Origin of the sequence: Paenibacillus yonginensis (assembly GCF_001685395.1) — a bacterium.
Lineage (GTDB): Bacteria > Bacillota > Bacilli > Paenibacillales > Paenibacillaceae > Fontibacillus > Fontibacillus yonginensis.
This window is the reverse complement of record NZ_CP014167.1, coordinates 2,152,067-2,178,693: the sequence shown is the minus strand read 5'-3', so window position 1 is coordinate 2,178,693 and position 26,627 is coordinate 2,152,067. Positions and strand designations below refer to the sequence as shown.

Genomic DNA, 26,627 nt, shown 5'->3' with positions numbered 1-26,627 from the left:
TTGGAACCCATCGAACTTGATTCCATTGAAGAAGCGCTTGAAGAGTTGAAGCAAGGCAAACCGATCATCGTCGTGGATGATGAAGACCGGGAAAATGAAGGCGATCTGGTTGCATTAGCAGAAATGGCTACGCCGGATGTGATCAATTTTATGATTACCCAAGCCAGGGGATTGGTGTGTGTGCCAATTACGCAGGAAAGGGCAGAAGAGCTTGAACTCACCCCTATGGTTGAGCACAACACCGATTACCACGGCACTAACTTTACAGTGTCTGTAGATTACAAGGATACGACCACAGGTATTTCCGCTTTCGAACGTTCACAGACGGTTAAGGGGCTGATGAATCCGGCGGCGGGACCGGAGGATTTCCGCAAGCCGGGACATATGTTTCCGCTGATTGCCAAGAAAGGCGGCGTGCTGCGGCGGGCCGGGCATACGGAAGCCGCGGTTGATCTGGCGAAGCTGTGCGGAGCTTATCCGGCCGGCGTCATTTGCGAAGTTATCAAGGAGAACGGTGAAATGGCGAGACTTCCCGAGCTTAAACAATTTGCCGGGCAGCATGGCCTCAAGCTGATCAGCGTCCGCGATCTGATCCGTTACCGGAATGAACGGGAGAAGCTGGTGAACCGGGAGGTTGAGGTCCGGATGCCCACCGATTTCGGCGAGTTCCGGGCTGTCGCGTACACAAACTCCGTGGACAACAAGGAGCATTTGGCTCTGGTCAAAGGAAATATTGATTCCAATGAACCGGTGCTTGTCCGGGTCCATTCCGAATGTCTGACCGGCGATGTGTTCCACTCTCACCGCTGCGACTGCGGGCCGCAGCTTGCGGCAGCACTGCGGCAGATCGAAGAGGAAGGCCGCGGGATTCTGCTCTATATGCGCCAGGAAGGACGAGGCATCGGGCTGATTAATAAACTTAAGGCCTATAAGCTGCAGGAGCAGGGACTTGATACGGTGGAAGCCAACCTTAAGCTCGGCTTCCAGGCCGATCTCCGGGATTACGGCATCGGAGCGCAGATACTTAAGGACCTTGGGGTCCGGCAAATTCGTCTGATGACAAACAACCCCCGCAAGATTAAAGGACTGGAAGGATACGGCCTGCAGGTGGTGCAGCGTGTTCCGATTCAGATTAAAGAGAATGAGGACAATACGGCGTATCTGCATACGAAACAGGCCAAGCTGGGGCATATGCTGGTGTTCGATGAGGTCAAGAAATGGGATGACCTCGAGCAAAATGAATTGGACCGGTAAGAAAAATAAAAATACAAATTTGATGGAGGTAACCTTTTATGGGACAAATTTTTGAAGGTCATCTGGTATCGTCCGGACTGAAATACGCGATTGTGGTGGGCCGTTTCAACGAGTTTATTACAAGCAAGCTGCTGGGTGGAGCGCTGGACGCGTTGAAACGCCACGGCGTCAAAGACGAAGAGGTGGATGTCGCCTGGGTGCCGGGAGCGTTTGAAATCCCTTTGGCCGCGCAGAAGCTGGCGGAAAGCGGCAAATACGATGCGGTAATCACACTAGGCACGGTCATCCGCGGTTCTACCAGCCATTACGATTATGTCTGCAACGAGGTGGCGAAGGGCGTAGCGGCGATTAGTCTCAAAACGGGGCTTCCGGTGATCTTTGGGGTGCTCACGACCGAGAACATCGAACAGGCCGTAGAACGGGCCGGAACCAAAGCCGGCAACAAAGGCTGGGATGCTGCAGTAGCGGCAATTGAAATGGCAAACTTGACGAATCAGCTAAAATAGTGCTTATTTAATGTAGTGCCTTTCTACGGAAGGTGCTACATTTTCTTTTGTACGGGTGGTGGATCATAGAGTGACGGTACTTTACAAGCTGGAGACCTTTGAAGGTCCCCTGGATCTGCTGCTTCACTTGATTGACAAAGCGGAGATTGAAATCGAAGATATCTCCATTAGCGAAATTACGGACCAATATATGGATTACTTGCATTCCATGCAGGAGCTGGAGCTGGAAATTACGAGCGAATTTCTGGTGATGGCGGCAACCCTGCTGTCGATAAAAAGCAAGAAGCTTCTCCCTAAACCTCCTGTCATCGAATGGGAAGACGAATATGATTTGTACGATCAAGAGGATGAGAACCCGGAAGAAGAGCTGATCCGCAGGCTGATCGAGTACCGCAAATTCAAGGGCATTGCCGAGCTTCTGCATGACAAGGAGTGGGAACGCAGCCTGATTTTCTCCAAGGAGCCTGAAGATCTGACGCCATTTATGCCTGAAGCGGCTGAGAATCCGGTAGAAGGGCTGCATGTTTCCGATCTGATCACGGTCTTCCATAAAGCGCTGCGCAAGGCTGTCAAACGGAATACGGTGGCCCGAATTCAGCGGGACGAGATTTCCGTAAAGGACCGGATCAAGGAAGTAGTGAGTGTGCTCGAGCTGACAGGACGCGGAGGGCGGGTGTTGTTCTCCAAGCTGCTGGATGAGGAGATGTCCCGTCATGAGATAGTGGTGACGTTCCTGGCTATTCTGGAATTAATGAAGATGAAACTTATTTTGTGTTACCAGAACCATTTGTTTGATGACATTGTGATGGAGTGGAAAGGGGAACAAGCCGGTAATGGATTTTCTGAAGTTGAAATCGATTATTGAAGGGATGCTCTTCCTGGCCGGTGAGGAAGGGCTGACTGTGAAACAACTATGCGAGGTGCTGGATCAGCGGCCTGAAATGATTAAAGATGTGCTGGCCGAGCTCCAAAAGGATATGTCCAAGGAAGGGCGGGGCCTGCAGCTGCTGGAGATCGCCGGACATTTTCAGATGGCTACGCTCAAGGAGCATGCCCCTTATTTTGAGAAGCTGGCGTATTCGCCATCCAGATCCTCTTTATCGCAGGCGGCTTTGGAGACCTTGTCCATCATTGCCTACCGTCAGCCGATTACCCGGATTGAAATTGAGGAGATCCGCGGCGTTAAAGCGGAAAGGGCTATTCACACGCTGGTCAATAAAGATCTGATTGAAGAAGTCGGCAGAGCAGAGGCGATCGGACGTCCTATTTTATATGGAACGACCAAAGCTTTTCTCGATTATTTTGGACTGGCTAGCCTGAAGGATCTGCCGGATCCTGAACAGTTTGCGGACGTCGAATCGTTGGAAGGCGAAACCCAAGATTTATTTGACCGTATCCGCGGCGAGCAGCTAACGATTGACGATGTAGATTAATTGAATTTAGAAGCCCGACGGGCGACAAGGGATTCCTTGTCGTCCGTTTTTTTTTGTTATCGGCATCCGGTGTAGACGGCGCTTAAGGAGCAGGAATGATATGTTAGCCGGTCAGGCATACTAGAAAATGGATTTTCACTTGGACGGAGGATGGAACATGTGGACTTGGATATGGACGGGGCTGCTGGCATTGGCGGTAGTTCTGCTGCTTTTGGTTGTCCTGTTGTCAAAAGTTACTATTAGGGTTCATGCCAGCAAACAGAACAAGGATGAGCAAATTACGGCGGATATGAAAGCTTTGTTCGGTATGGTGAATCTTCATTACGAGGTGCCGCGCATTGTTTTTGATAATTTCAAACAAGGCTTCAAAGTCGAGACGGCTATGGACAGCCAGTCGCCGGTCATGTCGAATTATAAGGAAGATGCTCAGCATATCGACAAAGAGAAGGTGCAGCAATGGAAAGAAATTTATAAGCAGATCCTGCATGCAACCGAGGGCTTAAAAGTATGGACGGAAGCAACCCTTAAACACCTGGAGGTCACCCAGCTGGCGTGGACGACCGACTTCGCGATGAAGGAAGCCGATCATACGGCGGTGGCCAGCGGTCTGCTTTGGAGTGTAAAAAACTTTATCGTCGGCGGACTTTCCTTCCGGGTGCACATGAAAAAACCACCTGAACTTCAGGTCACCCCTGGGTTTGGATCGAGTCCGCACTTTACAACGCAAATGGACTGCATAGCGAAAATCGGTCTAGGATATGCTATGTATGCTGGACTGACTCTTATAACTCGCGTGCTCAAAGTGAAAGGAGGAACTAAACAATGGCTGAACATCCTATTCAAGGCTTGATGAGAACCGCAATGGAGAACATCAAAGCTATGGTTGACGTGAACACAATTGTCGGAGCTCCGGTTGAAACGAAAGATGGCAGCGTGATTCTGCCGATCAGCCGCGTCGGTTTCGGGTTTGCTGCCGGGGGCAGCGATTTCCGGATTTCCGGTGAGCATCACGAACATCATGCCGAGAACAACGAAGTGGCGCGTCCGTTTGGCGGCGGCAGCGGCGGCGGTGTTTCCATCAATCCGATTGCGTTTCTTGTCGTAGGGCCTCAAGGCGTCAATGTAGTGCCGCTGGATAATCAAACCCACGTGATGGAGAAGATTATCGACACGGTACCGGGCGTCATTAATCAGCTGCAGAATATGTTCAATAACAGCGGCAGTTCAACGATGGTGGTATCCGAAACCCCAACGTTCCAGTCGCGCGTATAAAAAGAACTTATCCGGTAGCCATGAATTTCCCTTCCGAATCGTGGAAGGGTTTTTTTATCTTCGGGCTGGAGTAAAGATGGACAAACGGGGTCTATCCGGCCCCCCCTTTTGCATATATTAACTATCAGAACCCACTACGAGACCAATCAGCTAAGGAGTAGGATATGAAACGATCGAAAAGAAAGGTTTCCTGGTTAAGTTTAATGCTATTGGCCTGTCTGCTGCTGCAGCCGGCCGGAGCCAGGGCGCAAGAAACAACAAAGGCGCTGCCGGAGGTAGGCACGCATGCCCAAGCCGCCGCGCTGATTGATGTAGAATCCGGCAGACTGCTCTACAGCAAGCAAGGGGACGAAAGGCTCCCGATTGCGAGTCTGACCAAAATTATGACCGCGATTGTGGCCATTGAGAACGGAGGCCTGGACAAGCCGGTTAAAGTGAGCGCCAAAGCGTTCGGCAAGGAAGGGTCCTCCATTTATTTAAAGCTGGGCGAAGAGATGACCTTGGAGAATATGCTTTACGGCCTGATGCTGCGCTCCGGGAATGATGCGGCTACAGCCATTGCGGAGCACGTTGGCGGGTCTGAGGAAGGTTTCGTGCATTTAATGAATCAGAAAGCGGAAATGATTGGCCTGAAGCATACCCATTTTATGAATCCGCACGGGCTTGATCATAAGGAGCATTATTCAACGGCCAACGATTTGGCCAAGCTTACGGCGTATGCGTTGCATAATCCGGTGTTCCGGGAAATCGTATCGACCCGGCACAAGAAAGCGCCAAATCCGAACGAGTCCTGGGATTATGACTGGCTGAACAAAAATAAAATGCTCAGGATGTATGAAGGAGCCGACGGGGTCAAAACCGGTTTTACGAAGATTGCCCGGCGTTGTCTGGTGAGCTCGGCGACCCGCAGCGGACAGCAGCTTGCCGCAGTTACACTCAATGACGGCGATGACTGGAATGACCATGCAAAGATGCTTGATTTCGGTTTTGCCAACTTCCCGCTGCAAACCTTGGTTGGCAAGCAGCAGCACTTTTCATTTGAAGGGAAGGATTGGGTGGCCGGGATAACGTTCAGCTATCCGCTCCATGAATCTGAGAAACAGCTGGTTCAGCAGGAGATCAAGCGGATTGACAATCCGGCTCACTTCGGGCCTCAGGGCAAATTGATGTTTAAGCTCAGCGGCGAGATTATTGGCTCTGTGCCGCTTTATGAGAGCAAAGAAAATCAGCAGCAACAGGGGAAGGGGAGCACAACCAAGTAACAAAGAGCTTGTCTGTTGCAAAGGGGAGAGGGGAAACATGGTTAATAAAATATGGCTGGGCATGCTGCTTATAGGCTTCGGCTTTGCCGCTTATAAGGGGGACATCAATCTTGTGACCAAAGCCGCATTCGAAGGGGCGGAGACAGGGGTAACCGTCTGTTTCGGATTGATCAGCGTGCTGGTGTTCTGGATGGGGATTATGAAGCTGGCCGAAGATTCCGGACTGGTTGCGAAGATTTCAAAGCTGCTGGGACCGGTGGTGCGTTTTCTGTTCCCGGATGTGCCAAAAAATGATCCCGCCATGGGGTACATACTTTCCAACATGAGCGCGAATCTGCTTGGCCTAGGCAATGCGGCCACGCCGATGGGCATTCGGGCGATGCAGGAGCTCCAGCGGCTGAATCCGGATAAAACAACGGCTTCGCCTGCCATGTGTACGCTGCTGGCCTTGAATACAGCCAGTATTACGCTGATTCCGACCACCCTGATCGCGATACGAAATACTTATCATTCGGCCAACCCGGCCGAAATTGTAGGCAGCACGCTGCTGGCAACAGCTATCGCCACCTTGGCCGCCGTGTTTGCAGACCGCTGGTACCGGCGCAGGGCTCCTTATCCTCCGGTCCCGCCGGCTGGGGCTGCCAACAGCCCGCCGCCTCCAACAGCCCGTTCAGCTTCCGCCGGATGGGGTGAAGGGACTTGAACTGGATTCATCAGATTTCCGCCTGGGCGGTCCCGGTAATGATTGCTTTTATTCCGCTATACGCCTTTTTCCGGAAGATACCTGTTTATGAATCCTTTGTGGAAGGAGCGAAAGGCGGCTTCTCAACAGCGATCGGCATTATTCCGCATCTGGTAGGAATGATGGTGGCGATCAGCGTATTCCGGGCCTCGGGAGCGATGGATTTTCTGATCGGGCTGGCCGCCCCGCTTGTCCGCTGGCTCCATATTCCGCCCGAGGTGCTTCCGCTGGGCATCTTAAGGCCGCTGACAGGGACGGGCTCCTTGGCTTTCACAACCGATCTCATCAAAACCTACGGTCCTGATTCCATGATCGGGCGGATCGCCTCAACCATACAGGGAAGCACGGACACCACTCTCTACGTGCTAACGGTATATTTCGGCGCCGTTGGCATTCGCAACGGCCGCTACGCGCTGAAGGTCGGCTTATTTTCAGACCTTGTCGGCTTTGTCGCCGCCATATTTGTTTGTTTGCTTCTATTCGGCTGAACCGGAATAACGCTCTCCTTGCGAGAGCGTTTTTAGGTTTGTCTATTGTGATTTTATGCGCAACTGGGTATCATGAATGAGAGGTGACTTGAGAATATGGAAAGATTGCAGAAAATACTGGCTCAAGCGGGAGTGGCCTCGCGCCGCAAATGCGAGGAGCTCATTTTGGCCGGCAAGGTCCAGGTGAACGGAGAGACGGTAACCGTGCTTGGAACCAAAGCCGACCCCGCTACGGACACGATTACGGTAGCCGGGAAGAATATTGGAGCGGAGCAGAAGCTGTATCTGTTGTTTAATAAACCCAAAGGGGTTATTACCAGTGCCAGCGATCCGCACGGACGAAAGATTGTCACCGATTATTTAAAAGGAATCAAGGAGAGAGTCTACCCGGTCGGACGACTGGATTACGATACGGAAGGGCTGCTGCTGCTGACTAATGACGGCGAATTCGCCCATCTGCTGACCCACCCGAAACATCACGTTCCCAAAACTTATCTGGCAACCGTGAAGGGAGTCCCGCATGGCACGGAGCTGGACAAGCTGAAGAAGGGCATCATGCTGGAGGACGGGATGACGGCTCCGGCCGAGGTGGAATACCACGATGTGGATCCGGATAACAAGCAGGCTACGATCTCGATTACGATTCACGAGGGTAGAAACCGTCAGGTCCGGCGTATGTTTGAAGCGGTAGGCCATCCGGTTACGCGGCTGAAACGCATTTCGTTCGGGAACCTGTTTCTCGGGACTATGAAACGTGGCGTTTACCGTCATCTGACCAAAGCGGAAGTGGAAAGCTTGCGTCAAAGCGCCATTACAGGAGTAAGCAAGCAGAAGCACTAAGCAGATCAAGAGGATAAGAACAATAACAAGCTAAAAAGAGTTATGCCTGAGCGTCGCTTGCTGTCACCTTGCTTGGGGACCAGGCGGCGTTTTATGCTGAGGTTAAGCGGGATTTGATGAATCCGATGTCCCGGAGGTACAATGAATTATTATAGATTTGCCGCCGCCTGAACATAGATCGGGCAATCAGATGGAGGAGTTGTTAGGATGTCAGAACAGGTCAACCGCATTTTAGTTGTAGATGACGAAGAACGGATTCGGCGTCTGCTCAAGATGTATCTGGAGAAAGAAGGTTATGAAATCGACGAAGCGGAAGATGGGGAAAGCGCTCTCAAGAAAGCGCTGGAGTATGACTACGATCTGGTGCTGCTTGACGTCATGCTTCCTGGCATGGACGGGATCGAGGTCTGCAACCGTTTAAGACAAGCCAAGGCGACACCGGTGCTTATGCTGACCGCAAAAGGGGAAGAGGTCAACCGTGTCCAAGGGTTTGAGGTGGGAGCGGATGATTATGTCGTGAAGCCTTTCAGTCCGCGCGAGGTCATTTACCGCGTCAAAGCTATTTTGCGCCGTTCCTCGGCGACCGCCTTCTTGTCCCAGGAGAGTGGCACAAGCAGCACCATTGTCTTCCCGAATCTGACGATTGAACACGATGCACACCGTGTAACAGCCGGAGGAGAGGAGATCAGCCTAACGCCTAAGGAATATGAGCTGCTGCACTATTTGGCGGTTTCACCGGATAAAGTCTTCTCCCGCGAAGAACTGCTGAAGGATGTTTGGAACTATGAGTTCTTCGGTGATCTGCGTACGGTTGATACCCATGTCAAACGGCTGCGCGAGAAGCTCAACAAGGTGTCTCCCGAAGCGGCGCTGATGATTACAACGGTATGGGGCGTAGGCTATAAGCTGGAGGTTGGAAAATAAGTGGCGAGCTTCTGGAGGTCACTTGTCGGCAAGCTTTGGCTGACGATCAGCGCCTTGGTAGCTTGCGTATTGCTTACGCTGGGCCTGTTTCTGCTTCCTTACATCGATACGAATTTCACCAATTCCGGTGCGATCAAATCCCTGTTTGTATGGGTCTCCATTGCCGGCTTTGCTTTAACCACTTTTTTTGCCCTTTTTCTGTTCACCAAAATTACTCAGCCGATGCGGCGGCTCATACAGGCTGCCGATGAAATCCGGACCGGCCACTATGATACCCGGGTTACGCTGCGGACCAGCGATGAAATCGGCGATTTGGCGAGCACCTTTAACCATATGGCCGAAGAGCTCGAGAATACCATCCGCAGCTTGAACCTGGAGAAAGAGCATCTGGCCAGCGTGCTGCGCAGCATGAACGATGCCGTTCTCACGATCGACCAGAATGGGGCCGTTATCCTGACGAATCCGCCGGCGGAAGAGCTGCTCCGTCAATGGGAGCATATTGACCCGGATAAAGAAAAAGAAATGGAAACCCCGCAAGGGCTCATTCCGTCTTATCTTCGGCCGGTTCCTGAGCCGCTTGTCCCGATGTTCAGACGAGTGTTCGGGGAGCAGGAGGATCAGCGTGAAGATGTTCACGTCAAGCAAACCGTCTGGTCGGTACATATGACGCCCCTGACTTCCGAAGGGGATATTCAAGGGGTGGTGGCGGTTCTGCGAGATGTAACCGAGCAGGCGCAGCTCGAGAAGATGCGCAAAGACTTTGTTGCCAATGTCTCGCATGAGATCCGGACCCCCTTGTCGATGATGCAGGGGTACAGTGAAGCTCTGCTGGATGGAATGGCTTCGACTCCCGAGGAAGAGCGCGAGCTGATGCAGGTCATCTATGATGAGTCTCTGCGCATGGGGCGGCTGGTTCATGACCTGCTGGATTTGGCCCGGATGGAAGCCGGACATACTGAAATGGTGATGCATGAGACCAACCTGAGCGAGCTGCTCAGCAGGGTGTACCGGAAGTTCGCTGTCCGTGCTAAAGAACGTTCCATTCAATTGAACGTGTCGCTGCCGCCCGAGGTTTTGCTTCTGAAGGAAGCGAGCGAAGACCGGCTGGAACAAGTGTTGACCAACTTGCTGGACAATGCGTTCCGTCATACGCCGGAGAACCGCCAGATCGCGCTTTCGGCCCGAAGGATCCTTGAAGGGGCGAGACAGGAGCCGTATGTGGAGATTACGGTTTCCGACCAGGGGCATGGCATTGATCAAGAGGACCTGCCCTATATCTTTGAGCGTTTCTATAAAGCGGACAAGGCGCGGGTTCGGGGAGAGTCCGCCGGAACGGGGCTTGGATTATCCATTGTCAAAAATATCGTCGTCGCCCACCACGGAACGATTACCGCTGAAAGCGAAGTTGGCAGCGGAACCGTATTTCGGATCAAACTGCCTGTCGAAAAACAGAATTAGCTGCAGGCATTCAGCCTCTGAACAGGCTTTTTGTTGAAACGGGGAGATAAATCTTGTTCTACGTGGAACAGAGGGCTTAATCCATAAAATCCTTAAAAAAGTGCCGGCCGCGGCAGAATCAAGCCTAACGGACAGCACTTTTTTGTGTTTGATTTAGATAAAAAGGTTAATGCCGGATTGGTTTGCTTTGCCGAGGTAATAGCCGACGCCGCCAATTTTGACTCCCGGAATGAGTTCCTCCTGGCGGATTCCCATCACGTCCATCGACATTTGGCAGGCCACCAGCTCCACGCCCTGCTCTTTGGCGGTATCCATCAGCTGCTCGAGTGAAGCGATGCCATGGCGGTTCATGACACTGCGGATCATTTTGGAGCCCATGCCCAGCATATTCATACGTGACAAACCAAGCTTGCGGCTGCCTCGCGGCATCATCATCCCGAACATTTTGCCTATGAAATTCTTGGTGACTGGTGTAGGCTCCGATCTGCGAAGCACATTAAGTCCCCAGAAGGTAAAAAACAAAGTAACCTTCTTGCCGCTGGCTGCGGCACCATTGGCAATGATGAACGATGCGATGGCTTTGTCGAGATCCCCGCTGAAGACCACCATAGTTGTGCCTTCGGGGGATGGCGTTGAGCGGTTGACGGAGTCATCCGTCCCAGCAGAAGGAGATGCTGCCTGTTTCTGGATATAGACTTCGATGATTCCCGATTGGGTTTTGCCAAGCTTCAGCAGCTTGTTGCCCGACATCCCGGCCCAGGCCTGAACATCCTCGTAGAAACCGGGATCGGAAGCGCTGATTCGGGCGATTTGGCGATCCTGAAGCTGGTCCAGGGTCTGCTTCGCTTTAATCAGCGGACCTGGGCAAGATAATCCGCAGGCGTCCACTTGAACATCGGCATGAATTCCGGAGAGATCCAAAGGTGCCGTTTCAGAAGGACGCTGAGGGTCTGCTTCCAAAGCGGCTGCGCTCTGCCGCGTGCTTAAGTCTGCAGACGGTTCATTGCCGTAGGGGGCTGGTTCATAGGTGGCCATTAAATATGTTTTGTAGCCCCCGGACAGGTTGCGGACACGAAAGCCTCGCTGCGTTAAAATTCTTAAAGCCGTGTAACCCCGAAGGCCGACCTGGCAGTAGACCCAAATTTCTTTGGCAGGATCCAATTCATCCAGGCGGCTGCGCAGCTCGTCGACCGGAAGGTGGATCGAGCCCGGGATATGCCCGTTTTGATGCTCGATTTCGGTTCTGACATCGACCAAAATCGTATTTTCTTCGGAACGCTGTTTAAGGTCGCCAGGAAGAAATACCCGGGTTCTGCCGGCCAGTATATTTTCGGCTGCGTATCCCGCCATATTGACCGGATCTTTCGCCGACGAATACGGCGGCGCATAAGCCAGCTCGAGTTCGCTGAGATCTGTGACCGTTCCCTTGAAGTGAATGACCGCAGCCATGTCGTCAATCCGTTTATCGACACCGTCATAACCCAGCGCTTGAGCGCCGAGCAAGGTTCCTTGTTCATCAAAGATCACTTTAATCGTAAGAGGGCTTGCTCCCGGATAATAGGAGGCATGCGAGCTTGGATGGACATAGGATACTTGATAGGTCAGACCGAGACGCCGGAGCGTTCTTTCGCTGGCTCCAGTAATGGCGCCGGTCAAGCCGAATACTTTAATAATAGCGGTGCCCTGGGTGCCTTTGAACCGGGTCTGGAGGCCGCAGACGTTGTCGGCGGCAATGCGGCCCTGTTTGTTGGCCGGGCCGGCAAGCGGAACGGCTGTTTTGCGGCCGGTAACGAAGTCCGTAATCTCTACAGCGTCACCAGCTGCAAATACCTGCTCCGCCGAGGTTTCCATCTTCTCATTAACGAGTATATGTCCCCGTTCACCGAGGGCAATGCCGCTGTCCTTAAGAAAGCCGGTATCCGGAGTGACGCCGATGGCGAGAATGACCAGGTCTGAGGCAAATTTTTTCCCGCTTTCCAGAAGGGTTTCAATTTGGTCTCCGCTTTCTTTGAACGAAGCTACCGACTCCGACAGCAGCAAACGGATGCCCTGCTGTTCAAGCTCTTTGGCTAAGGGGGCTGCCATCTCGGAATCAAAAGATTTCAGGATTTGTGCATTCCGTTCAATCAACGTAACCTCAAGTCCGATTTCCCGCAGATTCTCCGCCATTTCTATACCGATGAACCCCCCGCCGACGATAACGGCAGATCGGGTTTCTTCCTTCTGAACTTTGGACTTGATCTTGTCCGTATCTGTAATATTGCGAAGCGAGAAGATACGCGGGCTTTCAATTCCAGGCAAGTTTGGACGAACGGGCTTGGCCCCCGGAGATAAAATTAATGCATCATAACTCTCTTCGTAAACGCCGCGCTCCCGGCTGGAGACCCGTACGGTTTTATGGATTGGATCTACGGCGATCACTTCGCTGTTCGTGCGGATATCCAGGTTGAAACGCTGCTTCATCGCTTCAGGTGTCTGAACCAGCAATTTGGAGCGGTCGTGGATCGAGTCGCCAATATAATAAGGGAGACCACAGTTTGCGATGGAGATATGCGGTTCTCTTTCAAACATGATGATCTGCGCTTCTTCATCCAATCTCCGAAGTCTGGCCGCGGCCGATGCGCCGCCTGCAACGCCGCCTACAATTAATATTTTCCTGCTCATAGATGATCCTCTCCTAACAGCACTTGTACAAGTTTCATTATTTTCGGGTCTTTAATTGAATAATGGATTTCGAGGCCGCTGCGCTCGGCTTCGATGATCCCAAGCGTACGAAGCTTCTGCAAATGCTGCGAAACCGTGGACTGGGGAAGACCCAGACAATCCTGCATATAAGAGACATTGCATTGTTTTTTGGTCATTAGTCCTTTAACAATGCATAGTCTGACTGGGTGGGCAAGCGCCTTGAGTTTCTCGGCTGCTTCCTCGTATTGCTTAAAATGGTTATCCAAGGCAAACACCTCTCAAAATCGTTATATCGTAATATTATGATATAGTGATATAAAAAGCAAGAAGCCAATCCTGTCCATATAGAGAAGCTGTTTGGGATGGGTAAATAGCTAGGTCATTAAAAAACGTTCTTCCCGATGAGGAAGAACGTTTTTTAAAAGTCGTTTAGATACACTAAAGGAACCTGCTTCTGAAACTAGGGAAAACCGGAGACATACATAAATTAAGCGAGCGTGATCTCCTGGGCAGTTTTCAGCTCAGGCAATTGGGTTAATTCCTCTAATACATACTCAGGCACGGCTTTATCGACGGTCAATACCATGATCGCTTCTCCGCCGACAACCTGACGGCCCACCTGCATGGAGGCGATATTGACGTCATTGCGCCCAAGCAGCGTGCCGACGTTGCCGATAATGCCCGGTTTGTCGGTATGTGAGATGACGATCAGATGACCTTCCGGAGCGATGTCCACCGGGAATTTGTTAATCTGCACGATCCGTTCTCCATAACCGTTGAGTAAAGTTCCGGCAATCAGCGTGTCGCCGCTCGAGGTCTGAAGTGTAATTGTAATCAGATTCATAAAACCTTTCCGGGCCGGAGCAGACGAAACGGCGACATGAACATCCCGGGTTTTGGCCAGGTGCATCGAATTGACGATGTTGACGTCGCTGCCGAAATGGCGTGCGAGAACCCCTTTCAGAATATAGCGGGTCAACGGCTGCGTATCTACTTCGGACAAATCGCCGGCATAGTCGATTTGAATGCCTTTGATGGCCGCCTGGTTGATTTGCGCGGCGATCGAGCCGATTTTTTCCCCGAGTCCGAAATAAGGCTGCAGCTTGCTCATGACACCAGCGGCAACCGGAGGCATGTTGACCGCGTTTTTAAAGGGTTCGTCCCGCAAAATGTGCAGCACTTGCTCCGATACATCAATCGCTACGTTTTCTTGAGCTTCGACCGTGGAAGCACCAAGGTGCGGAGTCACAATAATGTTCGGATGGTTCAGGAACGGATGGTCCGGCTGCGGAGGCTCCTGCTCAAATACGTCAAAGGCTGCTCCGGCTACAATACCTTGGTCGATAGCTTCAATCAGGGCTTTCTCGTCGATGATTCCGCCGCGGGCACAGTTGATAATCCGCATGCCTTTCTTCATCACTTCAAACTGCGGGGAAGCAATCATGTGTTTGGTTTCCGGAGTGAGAGGGGTGTGAACTGTGATGAAATCGGCATGACGTACGATATAATCCACGGTAGCCAATTGTACGCCCATTTTCTCGGCGCGTTCTTCGGTCAGAAAAGGATCATACCCGAGGATGTCCATGCCGAAAGCTTTGGCGCGTTTGGCCACTTCACTGCCGATACGTCCCATGCCCAGCACGCCCAGCTTTTTGTTGCGAAGCTCTACGCCCAGAAACTTGCGGTCCCATTGTCCGCTGATAGTTTTGGCGTAAGCCTGCGGAATATGACGAGCCAAAGCCATCATCATCGCAAAAGCATGCTCACAAGTTGTAATCGTATTGCCGTCCGGGGCGTTTATGACGATAATGCCGGATTGGGTAGCCGCCTCCAGGTCGATGTTGTCAACACCTACCCCGGCTCGGCCGATTACTTTAAGACGTTCGCCGGCTTTCATAATCGCCGGAGTAACTTTCGTTTGACTGCGGACAAGCAGGGCGTCGTACTGCGGAATAATGGCAATAAGTTCGGCTTCGCTCAGACCGGTTACCCGATCTACAGTAACATCCTCGGCATCCACAAGCTGCTGAATTCCCAAATCGCTGATCGGATCCGACACTAACACTTTAAACATGTTTTGACCTCCTAAAGTTTTGTATAGCATAAGCTCCCTGAAAAGCATCGACAAAACGCTTCGGAAGCATGAGCTTAAAGTTTTGTATAGCATAAGCTCCCTGAAAAGCATCGACAAAACGCTTCGGAAGCACGCTTTAGAGAAGTGATGAATTGCCGCGACAAAGGGTGTATGCGAACAGGGGCTCCAACAGACTCTTTAGGCCTGCTGTCTACGGTAAATAAAAACAACAATAAAAAAAGCCCCAATCCGCATACTACCACCGTAGTAAGGGACGAGACTGTTCGTGGTGCCACCCTTATTCGCCGAATCCTTACAGAGACGGCCTCCATGTCTTGCGACAGAAATGATAACGGATTTCAACCGGCTGGCCTACTGAAGCTTCAGCACAGCACTCTGGAGGGCTAGGTTTGCAATTTCCAAGCTGCCGGTTCGCAGCGACCACCGGCTCTCTGAAAGCTCAAAATCGACCTTTCTCCATCAACGTGTTATCGATTAATTTTTCATAATGTAACATGGCAAGTAACGACTGTCAATACTGCAATTTGTTGATTTTAGGAAGGCCTGGCTCGCGGGAGACAAGCGCTCAGCATTATCCTTCTTAGGGCGCCTTGAACATGGCTGTCCTGATCGGTTATGATTTTATGAAGGACATCATTAAGACAATTCTGAAGAAAAGCGGTATGCGGATGAGAAAAAAATTAGAGAAAATCAAAATCAGGCAACTCAAACCGGAAGAACTAAATGATCGGCTCTTATTGATCAATTTATATTTCACCCAAGGCCTCACCCTTGTATTAAGTCTGATTATTATGTTGTTTCAATGGCGAAATCCGCTGCAGCTCCTTAAACTGCCCACAGAAATCAACTTTGTGTGGTGGGGGTTAGGTCTTGCCGGCATTGCTTTTATCGTGGATCTGGTTTTGTCCAGAATCATTCCGGAAAGCACGATGGATGACGGCGGGATTAATGAAATGCTGTTTCGCAGACGGCAGATCTGGCATATTGTTCTGATCGCGGTAATCGTGGCCATTTGCGAAGAGCTGCTGTTCCGTGGAGCGATTCAGCATTCCTTGGGCCCCTACTGGACGAGCATTTTGTTTGCGGTTATTCATGTCCGCTATCTGCGGCACTGGATTCCTACCGCCTGGGTGTTCGCAAGCAGCTATGGTCTCGGCTACATCTATATCGCCTCAGGCACGCTTTGGGCCCCGATTTTATGCCATTTTCTGATTGACCTGATTTCCGGACTTGTGATCCGGTTTCGGAGGGAGCAATGAGTCAAAAGTTAAGCAGAGTTGAACGGTTAGGGAAAAGAAACGATGTGAAGGCGGAGAAAAAAAGCAGGCGGCGTGCTCATCAACCGCTGAAACAGGAAATATACGCAGATGAAGAGATCCTGCTGAATACGGCCGTTTACGAGGCGGCTGCAGCCAGGATGTCTGTCGGAGCAGGGCCAGTGGACAGCGTGCCAAAACGGGAAAAACCTTCGGTTCAGGTCCAAGGAACTTTCAACCCTTCAGGACCTTCCCGACAGAATCAAGCCGGTACGGCCGTCAGAGGACGGAGGGGCGGTGCCCGGCCAGCCGCCAGTCTCACCGCCAGCTCCGCCGCCAGCGAGGCTGAACCTGAAGTCGAAGAGGTTTTTCCGCCGCGGACTGAACTTTATCCGTCCCATCGAATTAAATGGACACGCTGGTTTTTTAACGTGCTGCTGGTCATTTTTATCGGATTGACGGTTTGGCTTCTATGGTGGGGGTTCCATTCCTCCCCATGGGCGATTAAACAAGGCAATTAAATTTGCGGGCGCAGGGAAGGGCGAATTTCGTCCCATGAGTATCCGGCGGATCGGGATTTCCTGTATTTATGCCGCATGAGACAGCTGCGCGGCGGCAACAATACTTGTGATCTTAATCTAAAGGAGGCATCCGCAAGTGAAAACTTCATCATTTCTAATGGGCGTAGCTTTAGGGGCGGCCGGCGTGGTTTGGGCTTCCAGAAAAAGAAAAGGTTTGATGTCCGTCGCATCCGGCGCTGGTTCGATGATCAACTTCGCCAATCTGGCCAAAAACAAAAGCAACGGAACCTTTAACGGCATGGATTCCGGCAGCCTTGCAAACAGCATCAAGTCGGACAGCCACAGCCTAAACCCGGCCCAAAAGGCGGAGCAGAAGGAGTCCAGTCTTAAAACCATTAAAGACTTCATCAAAGGGGACCCGGATGTGCGCCGCGAAGTCGAACTTATCATGAAAGAGACAAATACCATCATTCCCGGCTTGTAATTAAAGAATGCAGTCCTGAATCATTTCTTCTGGTCCTAACCAGGAAAATGATTCTTTTTTTTAACTATTTTATTGCGTGCAATTAAGTGCAAGAAATGATAACATAATTACATAGAACCATTTCCAGCACATATTGCTGAGTGCTTCATAATCTGTTGTAACACGGATTAGAGAGGAGGATCCTGTATGAAAATAGAACGATTGGGCCAGGATAAGATACGGATTTTCCTCACTTTTGATGACCTTAGCGAACGCGGTATCCAGAAAGAGGATATGTGGCAGGAAATCCCCAAAGTCCAGGATCTATTTACGGAAATGATGGATCAAGCTTATAATGAATTGGGCTTTGATGCTACAGGTCCACTTGCTGTTGAAGTTTTCGCACTCCCTGCTCAAGGGATGGTCGTCATCGTGACGCGAGGCAAATATGATCGTAGTCATCCGTTCGGTTCCATGAACGAGGACGAGATGGCGGACGACGTATACGAAATGGAAGTTACGCTCGAACTGAGCGATTCCATTGTATATGCCTTTAGCGACTTTGAAGTGCTTATCGAGGCTGCTCATGTACTCAACCATTCACTTACCGGAGCCGGAAGGCTGTATAACTATAAAGGGAAATGGGTTCTGTACCTGGAACCTGAAGACGTCGAGGAAGCCAAGCAGCAGCTGCTTATTGCGGTTTTGGCTGAATATGGAGAAGCGACATCCGTTACTCCGGCTGTTCTTGAAGAATACGGCAAGGTCGTTATGGAAGAGAATGCTATTCAAACCATCGTATCTCATTTCAAACGCCAGTCCTGACAATCGGGCAGGTTCAGGGGTCCGCGTCTTCCTACAAGGCGATGCGGGCCTTTCTTATTTTTAAGCCTAATTATTTTAACGCCATTATTTTAAACGCCGCCGCGCGAACCGGAAGGAGGAGATGACCTTTGCTGTGGTTTTCTATTGGTACGGCTGCGCTCGCCCCTGGTCTTGCGCTGCTGACCTATTTTTACTTAAAGGATAAATATGATACAGAACCGCTGCATATGGTAATCAAAATCTTTCTGGTCGGCTTTCTGATCGTGTTCCCGATTATGATACTGCAGCGGGGGCTGATTATCTGGCTCGGAGACAATTCGTTTGTTTATTCCTTTCTGATCTCGGCGGGCATTGAAGAGCTTGTCAAATGGTTCGTATTGTATCACATGATCTACAACCATACGGAGTTCGACGAGCCTTACGACGGAATTGTTTATGCAACCGCCGTTTCTCTGGGTTTTGCTACCATAGAGAATGTCCTCTTTGGTTTGACTCATGAGGCATCGATGGGATCGCTTCTGGTCCGTGCGCTGCTTCCGGTTTCCGGCCATGCGATGTTCGGGGTCATTATGGGCTATTACCTGGGCCGCGCCAAATTCTCCAACGGGAACAAAACGGGACGTTACTTATTGTTTTCACTGCTGCTCCCGGTGTTTTGGCACGGCGTATATGACTGGGTTCTCGGCAACATTACGGAATACTGGCTTTGGTATATCGTTCCCTTGATGGCTTTCCTGTGGTACGGAGGACTCGGTAAAATGACAAGGGCCAACAGCCGTTCTCCGTTTCGGCCGATGGAGATCAGTTCGAGAGACTAAAATCCCCATTTTTGGGCATCCTGTTCCTGATAGAACCGTCAATCGGAAATTTCAGGGAAAGGATGTTTTTTTTGTTATGCGGGTAAAAGTGGCGATTACATGCAAAAGCTGCGGGGAACGGTTTATTTTAAGAGCCCGGAAAGAACGGGGCAAACTAGAGACCGGTTTTAAGCAGTGTATTTGCGATAATACGGAAGCGTTTGAAATCGAGGAAATTCCAATCTAGGGGCCAAACTAAAAAGCATGCATAAAGTGCCTTTCTTCTTGTCAAACTAATGGCAGTTAATTGAAGAAAGGAGAGCGAATAGTTAATGTACAGACGGTTAAGCGGCGTATTGTTTCCCGTCATGACTATATTGCTGATCGGGGCTCTGGTGTGGGGTTATCAGGAGAACCGCGATAAAAACTCGGTGCTGCTCAAAGCGGAGAACCAATATCAGCGAGCATTTCATGACCTGTCTTACCATGTGGACCGCATCCACGGCGAAATTGGCAATACCTTGGCGGTCAATTCGGATTCGACCCAAATGCACCGCAAGGGATTAATGAATGTTTGGCGTATTACAAGCGAAGCTCAAGGTGAAATCAATCAGCTTCCTTTAACGCTTCTACCTTTCAATCAGACGGAAGAGCTGCTGTCTCGTGTGAGCCAGTTCTCCTACCAGACGGCTGCGCGGGACTTGACCAAAAGTCCGCTCAGTGACAAAGAATTAAGCAATTTAAAGGAACTTTACAAGCGTACGGGAGAGATTTCGAACAATTTGCAGCAGGTGCAAAACAAGGTAATCTCCAACCGTCTCCGCTGGATGGATGTAGAATCTGCGTTGGCAACGGAGAAAGCGGCGGCTGATAATACGATTATTGACGGATTCAAAACCGTAGATAAAAAAGTCAGCGAATATTCGGAGCTTGATTTGGGACCGTCTGTTGCGAGCGTTTATAAAAAGCGCAGCGTGAAGCAGCTGGATTCCAAGCCGGTTTCTCAAAATGAAATCCGTGATAAAGCTGCCAAATTCCTTGGTGTTTCGACCAGCAATATCAAGGTGGCCGAAAACGGCACTGGCACCGAATGGGCTTCCTACACGGCCACGGCAACAGGAGTCGGCCAGGATTCCCGGGCAGTTGCTTCGCTGGATTTCACCCAGCGCGGTGGGAATATGATTTCTTACAACCTGTCCCGAGACGTGGGGCCGCGAACGATTTCCGCTGGCGCAGCCAGACAGAAAGCCGGAGAATTCCTCAAAAGCAAAGGGTTCGAGGAGATGACGCCGGTGACTTATGATGAATATGATAATATGGGCAGCCTGACCTTTGTCCGCTCACAGGATGGCGTTCTGATCTATCCGGAGAAAGCGACGGTCCGGGTAGCGCTGGACACCGGCGAGGTAACCGGTGTGCAGTGCAGCGATTATGTGTATGAAAGAAACAAAGATGATAAAGAACAGCTTCCTAAAGCGAAGATGACTCTTGCAGAGGTCAAGAAGCATTTGAACCCTGAATTCAAGGAAAATTACCATCGGATGGCCGTTATTGACAATGACGCTGGCGAGCGGGTAGCTACCTATGAATTCAGCGGCCGGATCAACGGATCGAACTACAGAATTTATCTGAACGGCAATACCGGCGAAGAGGAGAAAGTGGAGGAGTTCCATCAAGCCGGAACAAGCCGCTCCTGATCTAAAATGGCAGAACCACCGAGCAGCTTTCATCCCTTACCAGGATGGGCTGCTTGTTTTTGTTCAAAATTGATCATTTTTCAAGGAAGGACGTGCTATAATTCGAATAGATTATTCAGATAAACACTGGCGGTGATAACGTGTATCCAAAGATTAATGAGTTCGTCTATCTTCAAGTGGTTTCAGGGGATGAGAAAGAAGGAAGGACCGAATACAAATCGCGTATCTCGGATATCGAAGAGGATGCCCTGGTAATTGAAGTCCCGATGGAAGTGGGTCACAATCGCCTGAGAAGACTGTTTCTAGGGGAAGAGTTGTCTGTCTATTTCATGACGGAGTCTGGGACCAAAAATTATTTCAGTACATACGTGCTCGGGTTTACGAACGACGTAGTCCGCCTGGTCCGCATCCGCAAACCCGATCCTGGTTCGATCACGCAGATTCAGCGTCGCAACTACCTTCGTGTACCGGCCGAACTTGAGCTTGCTGTAGGTCTGAAGACCGGCCAGCGTTTTTTGGTCCTGACGGATGATGTCGGCGGCGGCGGGGTTTCTTATTTTGCGGATAGCTCTAATCAGGTTATGGAGGGAGAACAGCTGGACTGCTGGCTGCTGGTTCCTTACCGGAACGGCTCCATTGAGCATGTTCATTTTGAAGCCGAGGTTGTCCGGAAAAAAAAGCTGGAGTCCGGCAAGGAACAAGTGATGCTTAAATTTGTCGGTATTACGGACTTTGAGCGTCAAAAGATTATCCGTTACTGCTTTGAACGGCAATTTGATTTCAGAAACCGCTAAACCAAAATTTTTGGTAAAATCATGAATCCTTTTTAATTAGCACGGATACATAAGTTTCCAACTTCTGGGTCATTCTATGGATACTTCAATTTTAAAGGGTGAACAGCTTGTGAAGAGAAAAAATGACGCAGAGGAATATACGGCATTATTCATTCAGTTCAGTAACGGCATGCAGCGCTGGTTCAAAAAAGGATTGATTCTGCTTGTTATTTGCCTCGGCATCAGTCAGCTGCTGCTGCAAATCCCTGCGGTGCGAAGCGTCATGTCGTCAGCGGAAAGATGGGAAGGCAAGATTCCGAAGTCCATTTGGGTTCCTGTAAATATGCCGGAGGAAAACTGACTTTTTTGCATCCTCCCTTTTTATGTGGTATAATTTTCACGTCGCAGGCAATGCCTGCTTTTTTCTTGAGTTTTGCAGCTAAGTTTGACAGTTTGAGGAGGAATACCCCTTGTCAGGTCAATCGGAGGGTTACACCAACAGCAAAATCAACATCGCGATCGATGGGCCGGCGGGGGCAGGCAAAAGCACAGTCGCACGAATGGTTGCCGGCAAGCTTGGTTACGTCTATGTCGATACCGGAGCCATGTACCGCGCCGTCACGCTGCGGATGCTTGAACTAGGAATTCCACCGGAAAATGAAGACAAAGTGCTTCAAGTGGCCCGGGACATGGTTATTGAATTAAAACCCGGAGAAGAAGGGCAGAAGGTGCTTCTTGACGGGAAGGACGTCACCGAACAAATTCGTTCCACCGGCATCAATGCCAATGTGTCGCGATATGCGCAAATCGAGGGGCTGCGAGCTTTGATGGTTTCCCTTCAGCGGCAAATGGCTTTGCGCAAAGGCGTCGTTATGGATGGACGCGATATCGGGACAACCGTCCTGCCGACCGCAGAAGTCAAGGTTTTTATGACTGCTGCCGTGGAAGAACGGGCTCGGCGCCGGTTTCAGGAAATGAAGGACCCGGAAAGCACGTCACTCGAGCAGCTTACCCGTGATATTGCCGAACGCGACCGCTTGGATGCGGAGCGGGAAGTATCCCCGCTGCGTCAGGCCAGCGATGCGGTTCTGCTCGACACGACCCGCATGACAATCTCGGAAGTATCGGAAGCCATTGTATCTTTATGTGAGGCTTATGGGATGGAGAGAAGTGTGGAATGATCTACAGCTTTTGCCGAGTTATTGTAAAAGCCATTTATAAACTGCTGTTTCGGTTTGAAGCGGTTGGGCTGGAGCATGTTCCGCAGGAAGGCGGGGTTCTGTTATGCTCCAACCATATCAGCAATTTCGATCCGCCGGCAGTGGCGCTGCTGCTTAAACGCAGGGTTCATTTTATGGCGAAAGCCGAATTGTTTGAAGTTCCGGTTTTTGGCAAGCTCATTACGGAACTGGGAGCCTTCCCGGTGAAGAGGGGCGGGGTCAGCAAGGAGTCCATCAAAACTTCGCTCAAGCTGTTGAGAGAAGGCCATGTCATGGGGATTTTTCCCGAAGGCACCCGGAAAGCCGCGGCAGACGCTGCCGTGAAGAAGGGGGCGGCCAACTTTGCGCTGCGGAGCGGAGCAGCTGTGGTTCCTGTGGCCATCATAGGCAATTATAAACTTTTTAGGAAAGTGAAAGTTGTGTACGGACCGCCGGTAGAGTTGGACGAGTTCCGGAATGATCCTTCTGGGGAAGCGGTGGAAGCGGCAACGGAGAGAATTATGACCTCCATCCGCGAGCTCAAACAGAAGAGTGCTTGAAAGGAAGGATTCCCTGGAGAGGAATATGCATGAACAAACCGGGGAATTGGCAAGCTATTACAGATTCATCACGTTTTGAACTACGCCAAGAGCGAGTTTAAATAAATGGGCTTATTGAACTGAGGAGGTTATTGAAATGTCGGAAGAATTCAAAGATCAACAAGAAGTTGTGGAAGCGACAAATCAAGACGAGCTGGAGCAAATCGTATCCTTGAAAAAAGGGGACACCGTCAAAGGAACGATTGTCAAGGTTGAGGACAATCAGGCTTACGTAAGTCTTGGATATAAATATGACGGTATCATTCCTATTCGTGAGTTGTCTTCGGTGCATCTGGATTCCGCAAACGATGTAGTCCAAGTAGGACAAGAAGTCGAAGCGAAGGTTGTCAGCATTAATGACGAGAAAGAAAGCCTCGTGCTTTCCAAACGCGCGATCGACAGCGAGAACGCTTGGGATGACCTGCAGGCGAAATTCGACAGCAACGAAACGTTTGAAGTAGTTGTTGCAGACGTGGTTAAAGGCGGTATCGTAGCTAACGTAGGCGTACGCGGCTTTATCCCTGCCTCCATGGTGGAACGTCATTTCGTTGAAGATTTCAGCGATTACAAAGGCCGTACTCTTCGCGTTAAAGTGAAGGAGCTGGACCGTGAGAACAACAAAGTGATCTTGTCTCAGAAGGATGTTCTGGACGAGGAATTCGAAGCAAACAAACTTAAAGTGATGGCTGAGCTTCAGGAAGGTTCCGTAATCGAAGGAACTGTACAGCGTCTGACTCAGTTCGGTGCGTTTGTTGACGTAGGCGGCGTTGATGGTTTGGTTCACGTGTCCGAAATCGCTTGGAATCATGTGGATAAACCGGCTGACGTGCTGTCCGAAGGCGACCAGGTGAAAGTGAAAGTGCTTAAAGTTGACCCTGAGAAAGGCAAAATCAGCTTGAGCATTAAAGCCGCTACACCAGGACCTTGGGAAACCGCCGCTGATCAGTTCAAATCCGGAGATATCGTATCCGGTGAAGTGAAACGCCTTGTTCCTTTCGGTGCTTTTGTTGAAATTGCACCAGGCGTTGAAGGTCTCGTTCATATCTCCCAAATTTCTCATAAACATATTGGCACTCCACATGAAGTGCTGAAAGAAGGGCAAAACGTTCAAGTGAAGGTGCTTGAAGTAAATCCTTCCGAGAAACGTGTAAGCCTCAGCATTAAAGAAACGGAAGAAGCTCCTGCTGAATCCGCTAAGCCTGAAAGATCCTCTTCTTCTAACCGGGAAAGAAGAGACAGCGTGAAGGCTGAAGATTTGGGCAATAACCCTAATGTGTCCTTGAACAATCAAGGTCTGAGCATTACGCTTGGCGAACGTTTCGGCGACAAACTGAGCAAATTGAAATAAGCAGTAACCATTGGATAGTTGGCGTTGAACGGCGAACTCGGCAGAGGGTTCGCCGTTTTTTTAGTCATAAAAGCACCTAGCGGGGCGGAGACAAGGGCGAAATTTGATTTCAAGAGTTCGCCAATCGCCCTAATTTTTGCTATGATGTTGTACGGATAGTTAGCGCGTGAAAGTACCAATGATAACTTTACGAATGATAACCTCTGAAGAAGAGGACAGGTTTTTAGGAGGAATGTGAATGGCAAGACCAGTAGTGGCTATTGTGGGCAGGCCGAATGTGGGGAAATCCACGATTTTTAACCGCATCATCGGTGATCGCCTAGCCATCGTAGAAGATAAACCGGGGATCACCAGAGACCGGATTTATGGCACCTCGGAATGGAACGGCAAACCGTTCAGCATCATTGATACAGGCGGCATCGAAATTGACGGCGACGACATGATTCTGAAATCGATTCGCGCCCAGGCTGAACTGGCCATTGAAGAAGCGGATGTTATTGTTTTTATGTGTGATGCCAAAGCAGGGATCACCCAATCCGACGAAGAGGTCGGCAACCTGCTTTACCGGTCAGGCAAGCCGGTTCTGCTGGCGGTTAACAAGGTGGACAATCTGGCCCGCATGGACCATATTTACGAATTTTATAATCTGGGTTTCGGCGATCCGATCGGCGTATCCGGCAGTCACGGCACCGGAGTCGGCGATCTGCTGGATGCGATTACGGAACATTTGCCGGAGCTTCCGGATGATGAATATGATGAAGACGTCATTCGGGTTGCTTTGATCGGCCGGCCGAATGTGGGCAAGTCTTCTCTTGTGAATGCGATCCTGGGTGAAGAACGGGTTATCGTAAGCAATGTTGCAGGAACGACCAGAGATGCGATTGATACGCCTTTTGAGAAAGATGGCCAGCGTTATGTGCTGATCGATACGGCGGGCATGCGCAAACGCGGCAAAGTCTATGAATCGACGGAGAAATACAGCGTCATGCGGGCGATGAAGGCCATCGAACGGGCCGATGTCGTGCTTGTGGTTATCAATGGCGAAGAGGGGATTATTGAGCAGGACAAGCATGTGGCCGGTTATGCTTATGAGGCGGGCAAAGCAACCGTTTTTGTGGTGAACAAATGGGATGCTGTTGAGAAGGACGACAAAACGATGCACGAGTTCGAGAAAAAGATCCGCGATCATTTTCTGTTCATGACTTATGCGCCTATCGTGTTCCTGTCCGCCTTGACCAAACAGCGGCTTCATAAGCTGCTGCCGGTCGTTCAGCATGCGGCTGAGCAGCATGCCAGACGGGTGGCAACACATCTGCTTAACGATGTCGTATCCGATGCTATTGCCATCAACCCTCCTCCTACCGATAAAGGACGCCGGATGCGGATTAACTATGTAACACAGGTTGCGGTGAAGCCGCCGACTATTGTGGTGTTCGTCAACGATCCGGAGCTGATGCATTTCTCTTATGAACGGTATCTGGAGAATAAAATCAGAGCGGCATTTGATTTTGAGGGCACACCGATCCGTATATTTACGCGTCGCAAATCAGATAAAGAAGATTAGGGGAGAGTTACGTGATTCTTTCTGTTTTGGCAGTGATTATTTCCTATTTGCTGGGTTCCATCAGCTTCAGCGTCTTGATGGCCAAAGGAATCAAAGGCATTGACATCCGGCATCATGGCAGCGGGAACGCCGGAGCCACCAACACTTTACGGGTATTAGGCAAGGGTCCGGGGATCCTTGTCCTGATTCTCGATATTTTAAAAGGCGTAATCGCCGTTTTGCTTGGCCGCTGGCTGGGCGGCGAGCATGAATGGGTTCCTGCGCTCTGTGGATTGGCTTCCATCATCGGGCATAATTGGCCGGTTTATTTCCGGTTCCGCGGAGGTAAAGGAATTGCCACTACGGTGGGCGTAATGGCCTGCCTGGCTATCCTCCCTGTATTGTGTGCGGGAGTTGTCTTAATTATCGTTGTGGTTATTACCCGTTATGTCTCTTTAGGTTCGTTATTGCTTGTTCTTCTTACGCCCATTTTTATGCTGATTTTTGGACCAAACGGCGCCGACTTCTGGCCTAACTTTTGGGCGAGCGTCCTGATCTGTGTGTTTGCCTTCTGGAGACACCGGTCCAATATCGTTAAAATTATTCAAGGCAGAGAGAACAAACTGGGTTCCAAAGGGGGAATTTGA

Annotated in this window: 29 protein-coding genes and 1 other annotated feature; of the genes, 26 read left to right on the top strand and 3 right to left on the bottom strand. The window is 50.5% G+C overall.

Going from position 1 to position 26,627, the window contains the following annotated elements; genetic code table 11:
• The 12 genes from AWM70_RS10025 to AWM70_RS09970 all read left to right on the top strand — a co-directional run bounded on the left by AWM70_RS10025 (window position 1) and on the right by AWM70_RS09970 (window position 10,179).
• Entirely contained in the window at window positions 1-1,254 is a 1,254-nt protein-coding gene (locus AWM70_RS10025; RefSeq protein ID WP_068696012.1) for a bifunctional 3,4-dihydroxy-2-butanone-4-phosphate synthase/GTP cyclohydrolase II, read from the top strand.
• Between the two features lie 38 nt (window positions 1,255-1,292).
• A complete protein-coding gene (gene ribH / locus AWM70_RS10020) occupies window positions 1,293-1,760 on the top strand; it encodes a 6,7-dimethyl-8-ribityllumazine synthase (protein ID WP_068696010.1) in 468 nt (155 codons plus the stop codon).
• 70 nt (window positions 1,761-1,830) lie between these two features.
• On the top strand, window positions 1,831-2,625 hold the full coding sequence (locus AWM70_RS10015) for a segregation and condensation protein A (RefSeq protein WP_068696008.1): 795 nt from the start codon (window positions 1,831-1,833) through the stop codon (window positions 2,623-2,625).
• Window positions 2,594-3,193, top strand: a complete 600-nt coding sequence (gene scpB / locus AWM70_RS10010; protein ID WP_068696006.1) for an SMC-Scp complex subunit ScpB — start codon at window positions 2,594-2,596, stop codon at window positions 3,191-3,193. Before AWM70_RS10015 ends, scpB begins: the two co-directional genes overlap by 32 nt.
• Before the next feature lie 157 nt (window positions 3,194-3,350).
• Window positions 3,351-4,043 carry a DUF2953 domain-containing protein gene (locus AWM70_RS10005; RefSeq protein WP_068696004.1) on the top strand — a complete coding sequence of 231 codons (693 nt, stop codon included), beginning with the start codon at window positions 3,351-3,353 and terminating at the stop codon, window positions 4,041-4,043.
• Window positions 4,016-4,465, top strand: coding sequence for a GerW family sporulation protein (gene ytfJ / locus AWM70_RS10000; protein ID WP_068696002.1), 450 nt, complete (start codon window positions 4,016-4,018; stop codon window positions 4,463-4,465). Before AWM70_RS10005 ends, ytfJ begins: the two co-directional genes overlap by 28 nt.
• Window positions 4,466-4,629: 164 nt before the next feature.
• On the top strand, window positions 4,630-5,727 hold the full coding sequence (locus AWM70_RS09995) for a D-alanyl-D-alanine carboxypeptidase family protein (RefSeq protein WP_068696001.1): 1,098 nt from the start codon (window positions 4,630-4,632) through the stop codon (window positions 5,725-5,727).
• Between the two features lie 37 nt (window positions 5,728-5,764).
• Window positions 5,765-6,430 (top strand): nucleoside recognition domain-containing protein, encoded by a 666-nt coding sequence (locus AWM70_RS09990; RefSeq protein ID WP_068695999.1) that lies wholly within the window; start codon window positions 5,765-5,767, stop codon window positions 6,428-6,430.
• Between the two features lie 38 nt (window positions 6,431-6,468).
• The gene (locus AWM70_RS09985) at window positions 6,469-6,957 is read left to right on the top strand and encodes a spore maturation protein (RefSeq protein WP_068700544.1); all 489 of its coding nucleotides are present in this window, start codon (window positions 6,469-6,471) and stop codon (window positions 6,955-6,957) included.
• 96 nt (window positions 6,958-7,053) lie between these two features.
• The gene (locus AWM70_RS09980; protein WP_068695997.1) at window positions 7,054-7,797 is read left to right on the top strand and encodes a pseudouridine synthase; all 744 of its coding nucleotides are present in this window, start codon (window positions 7,054-7,056) and stop codon (window positions 7,795-7,797) included.
• 207 nt (window positions 7,798-8,004) lie between these two features.
• The gene (locus AWM70_RS09975; protein WP_068695995.1) at window positions 8,005-8,721 is read left to right on the top strand and encodes a response regulator transcription factor; all 717 of its coding nucleotides are present in this window, start codon (window positions 8,005-8,007) and stop codon (window positions 8,719-8,721) included.
• Window positions 8,722-10,179 carry a HAMP domain-containing sensor histidine kinase gene (locus AWM70_RS09970; RefSeq protein WP_068695993.1) on the top strand — a complete coding sequence of 486 codons (1,458 nt, stop codon included), beginning with the start codon at window positions 8,722-8,724 and terminating at the stop codon, window positions 10,177-10,179. It begins immediately after the preceding gene.
• Between the two features lie 153 nt (window positions 10,180-10,332).
• On the opposite strand, the gene AWM70_RS09965 is transcribed toward AWM70_RS09970, so the two are convergent.
• The 3 genes from AWM70_RS09965 to serA all read right to left on the bottom strand — a co-directional run bounded on the left by AWM70_RS09965 (window position 10,333) and on the right by serA (window position 14,938).
• Entirely contained in the window at window positions 10,333-12,843 is a 2,511-nt protein-coding gene (locus AWM70_RS09965; RefSeq protein ID WP_068695991.1) for an FAD-dependent oxidoreductase, read from the bottom strand.
• Window positions 12,840-13,130, bottom strand: coding sequence for an ArsR/SmtB family transcription factor (locus tag AWM70_RS09960; RefSeq protein WP_068695989.1), 291 nt, complete (start codon window positions 13,128-13,130; stop codon window positions 12,840-12,842). The genes AWM70_RS09965 and AWM70_RS09960 overlap by 4 nt, the downstream gene beginning before the upstream one ends.
• Window positions 13,131-13,351: 221 nt before the next feature.
• A complete protein-coding gene (gene serA, locus AWM70_RS09955) occupies window positions 13,352-14,938 on the bottom strand; it encodes a phosphoglycerate dehydrogenase (protein WP_068695987.1) in 1,587 nt (528 codons plus the stop codon).
• Between the two features lie 267 nt (window positions 14,939-15,205).
• Window positions 15,206-15,431, bottom strand: a binding site (T-box leader).
• A 196-nt stretch (window positions 15,432-15,627) separates the two neighbouring features.
• On the opposite strand from serA, the gene AWM70_RS09950 reads away from it, so the two are divergent.
• The 14 genes from AWM70_RS09950 (at window position 15,628) to plsY (ending at window position 26,627) form a co-directional block, all read left to right on the top strand.
• Complete coding sequence (locus AWM70_RS09950) at window positions 15,628-16,218, top strand: CPBP family intramembrane glutamic endopeptidase (protein ID WP_068700542.1); 591 nt, start codon at window positions 15,628-15,630, stop codon at window positions 16,216-16,218.
• A complete protein-coding gene (locus AWM70_RS09945; protein ID WP_068695985.1) occupies window positions 16,215-16,736 on the top strand; it encodes a hypothetical protein in 522 nt (173 codons plus the stop codon). Before AWM70_RS09950 ends, AWM70_RS09945 begins: the two co-directional genes overlap by 4 nt.
• Window positions 16,737-16,872: 136 nt before the next feature.
• Window positions 16,873-17,220: a hypothetical protein gene (locus tag AWM70_RS09940; RefSeq protein WP_068695983.1), complete on the top strand. Its 348-nt coding sequence runs from the start codon at window positions 16,873-16,875 to the stop codon at window positions 17,218-17,220.
• Between the two features lie 186 nt (window positions 17,221-17,406).
• Window positions 17,407-18,024, top strand: coding sequence for a genetic competence negative regulator (locus AWM70_RS09935; RefSeq protein WP_068695981.1), 618 nt, complete (start codon window positions 17,407-17,409; stop codon window positions 18,022-18,024).
• A gap of 128 nt (window positions 18,025-18,152) precedes the next feature.
• Window positions 18,153-18,842, top strand: coding sequence for a glutamic-type intramembrane protease PrsW (prsW, locus tag AWM70_RS09930; RefSeq protein WP_068695979.1), 690 nt, complete (start codon window positions 18,153-18,155; stop codon window positions 18,840-18,842).
• Between the two features lie 76 nt (window positions 18,843-18,918).
• Window positions 18,919-19,068 carry a hypothetical protein gene (locus AWM70_RS23445; protein WP_169823425.1) on the top strand — a complete coding sequence of 50 codons (150 nt, stop codon included), beginning with the start codon at window positions 18,919-18,921 and terminating at the stop codon, window positions 19,066-19,068.
• Between the two features lie 85 nt (window positions 19,069-19,153).
• Window positions 19,154-20,518, top strand: a complete 1,365-nt coding sequence (gene ypeB / locus AWM70_RS09925) for a germination protein YpeB (protein WP_068695977.1) — start codon at window positions 19,154-19,156, stop codon at window positions 20,516-20,518.
• A gap of 140 nt (window positions 20,519-20,658) precedes the next feature.
• Window positions 20,659-21,312 (top strand): flagellar brake protein, encoded by a 654-nt coding sequence (locus AWM70_RS09920; RefSeq protein ID WP_068695975.1) that lies wholly within the window; start codon window positions 20,659-20,661, stop codon window positions 21,310-21,312.
• A 109-nt stretch (window positions 21,313-21,421) separates the two neighbouring features.
• A complete protein-coding gene (locus tag AWM70_RS09915) occupies window positions 21,422-21,652 on the top strand; it encodes a hypothetical protein (RefSeq protein WP_237167879.1) in 231 nt (76 codons plus the stop codon).
• A gap of 109 nt (window positions 21,653-21,761) precedes the next feature.
• Window positions 21,762-22,472: a (d)CMP kinase gene (gene cmk, locus AWM70_RS09910; protein WP_068695971.1), complete on the top strand. Its 711-nt coding sequence runs from the start codon at window positions 21,762-21,764 to the stop codon at window positions 22,470-22,472.
• A complete protein-coding gene (locus AWM70_RS09905) occupies window positions 22,469-23,050 on the top strand; it encodes a lysophospholipid acyltransferase family protein (RefSeq protein WP_068695969.1) in 582 nt (193 codons plus the stop codon). Before cmk ends, AWM70_RS09905 begins: the two co-directional genes overlap by 4 nt.
• Window positions 23,051-23,186: 136 nt before the next feature.
• The gene (gene rpsA, locus AWM70_RS09900; RefSeq protein WP_068695967.1) at window positions 23,187-24,437 is read left to right on the top strand and encodes a 30S ribosomal protein S1; all 1,251 of its coding nucleotides are present in this window, start codon (window positions 23,187-23,189) and stop codon (window positions 24,435-24,437) included.
• Between the two features lie 238 nt (window positions 24,438-24,675).
• A complete protein-coding gene (der, locus tag AWM70_RS09895) occupies window positions 24,676-26,001 on the top strand; it encodes a ribosome biogenesis GTPase Der (protein ID WP_068695965.1) in 1,326 nt (441 codons plus the stop codon).
• Window positions 26,002-26,012: 11 nt separating this feature from the next.
• Window positions 26,013-26,627, top strand: a complete 615-nt coding sequence (gene plsY, locus AWM70_RS09890; protein ID WP_068695963.1) for a glycerol-3-phosphate 1-O-acyltransferase PlsY — start codon at window positions 26,013-26,015, stop codon at window positions 26,625-26,627.

Bases quoted from the DNA above. Each gene is read 5' to 3' on its own strand.
- AWM70_RS09990 (WP_068695999.1), top strand. From the start codon at position 5,765: ATGGTTAATAAAATATGGCTGGGCATGCTGCTTATAGGCTTCGGCTTT.
- AWM70_RS09905 (WP_068695969.1), top strand. From the start codon at position 22,469: ATGATCTACAGCTTTTGCCGAGTTATTGTAAAAGCCATTTATAAACTG.
- AWM70_RS09980 (WP_068695997.1), top strand. From the start codon at position 7,054: ATGGAAAGATTGCAGAAAATACTGGCTCAAGCGGGAGTGGCCTCGCGC.
- AWM70_RS09985 (WP_068700544.1), top strand. From the start codon at position 6,469: ATGATTGCTTTTATTCCGCTATACGCCTTTTTCCGGAAGATACCTGTT.
- AWM70_RS09965 (WP_068695991.1), bottom strand. From the start codon at position 12,843: ATGAGCAGGAAAATATTAATTGTAGGCGGCGTTGCAGGCGGCGCATCG.
- AWM70_RS23445 (WP_169823425.1), top strand. From the start codon at position 18,919: ATGCGGGTAAAAGTGGCGATTACATGCAAAAGCTGCGGGGAACGGTTT.
- AWM70_RS09945 (WP_068695985.1), top strand. From the start codon at position 16,215: ATGAGTCAAAAGTTAAGCAGAGTTGAACGGTTAGGGAAAAGAAACGAT.
- ypeB (WP_068695977.1), top strand. From the start codon at position 19,154: ATGTACAGACGGTTAAGCGGCGTATTGTTTCCCGTCATGACTATATTG.
- AWM70_RS10005 (WP_068696004.1), top strand. From the start codon at position 3,351: ATGTGGACTTGGATATGGACGGGGCTGCTGGCATTGGCGGTAGTTCTG.
- ytfJ (WP_068696002.1), top strand. From the start codon at position 4,016: ATGGCTGAACATCCTATTCAAGGCTTGATGAGAACCGCAATGGAGAAC.
- scpB (WP_068696006.1), top strand. From the start codon at position 2,594: ATGGATTTTCTGAAGTTGAAATCGATTATTGAAGGGATGCTCTTCCTG.
- AWM70_RS09995 (WP_068696001.1), top strand. From the start codon at position 4,630: ATGAAACGATCGAAAAGAAAGGTTTCCTGGTTAAGTTTAATGCTATTG.
- rpsA (WP_068695967.1), top strand. From the start codon at position 23,187: ATGTCGGAAGAATTCAAAGATCAACAAGAAGTTGTGGAAGCGACAAAT.
- AWM70_RS09950 (WP_068700542.1), top strand. From the start codon at position 15,628: ATGAGAAAAAAATTAGAGAAAATCAAAATCAGGCAACTCAAACCGGAA.
- ribH (WP_068696010.1), top strand. From the start codon at position 1,293: ATGGGACAAATTTTTGAAGGTCATCTGGTATCGTCCGGACTGAAATAC.
- AWM70_RS09935 (WP_068695981.1), top strand. From the start codon at position 17,407: ATGAAAATAGAACGATTGGGCCAGGATAAGATACGGATTTTCCTCACT.
- serA (WP_068695987.1), bottom strand. From the start codon at position 14,938: ATGTTTAAAGTGTTAGTGTCGGATCCGATCAGCGATTTGGGAATTCAG.
- der (WP_068695965.1), top strand. From the start codon at position 24,676: ATGGCAAGACCAGTAGTGGCTATTGTGGGCAGGCCGAATGTGGGGAAA.
- AWM70_RS09975 (WP_068695995.1), top strand. From the start codon at position 8,005: ATGTCAGAACAGGTCAACCGCATTTTAGTTGTAGATGACGAAGAACGG.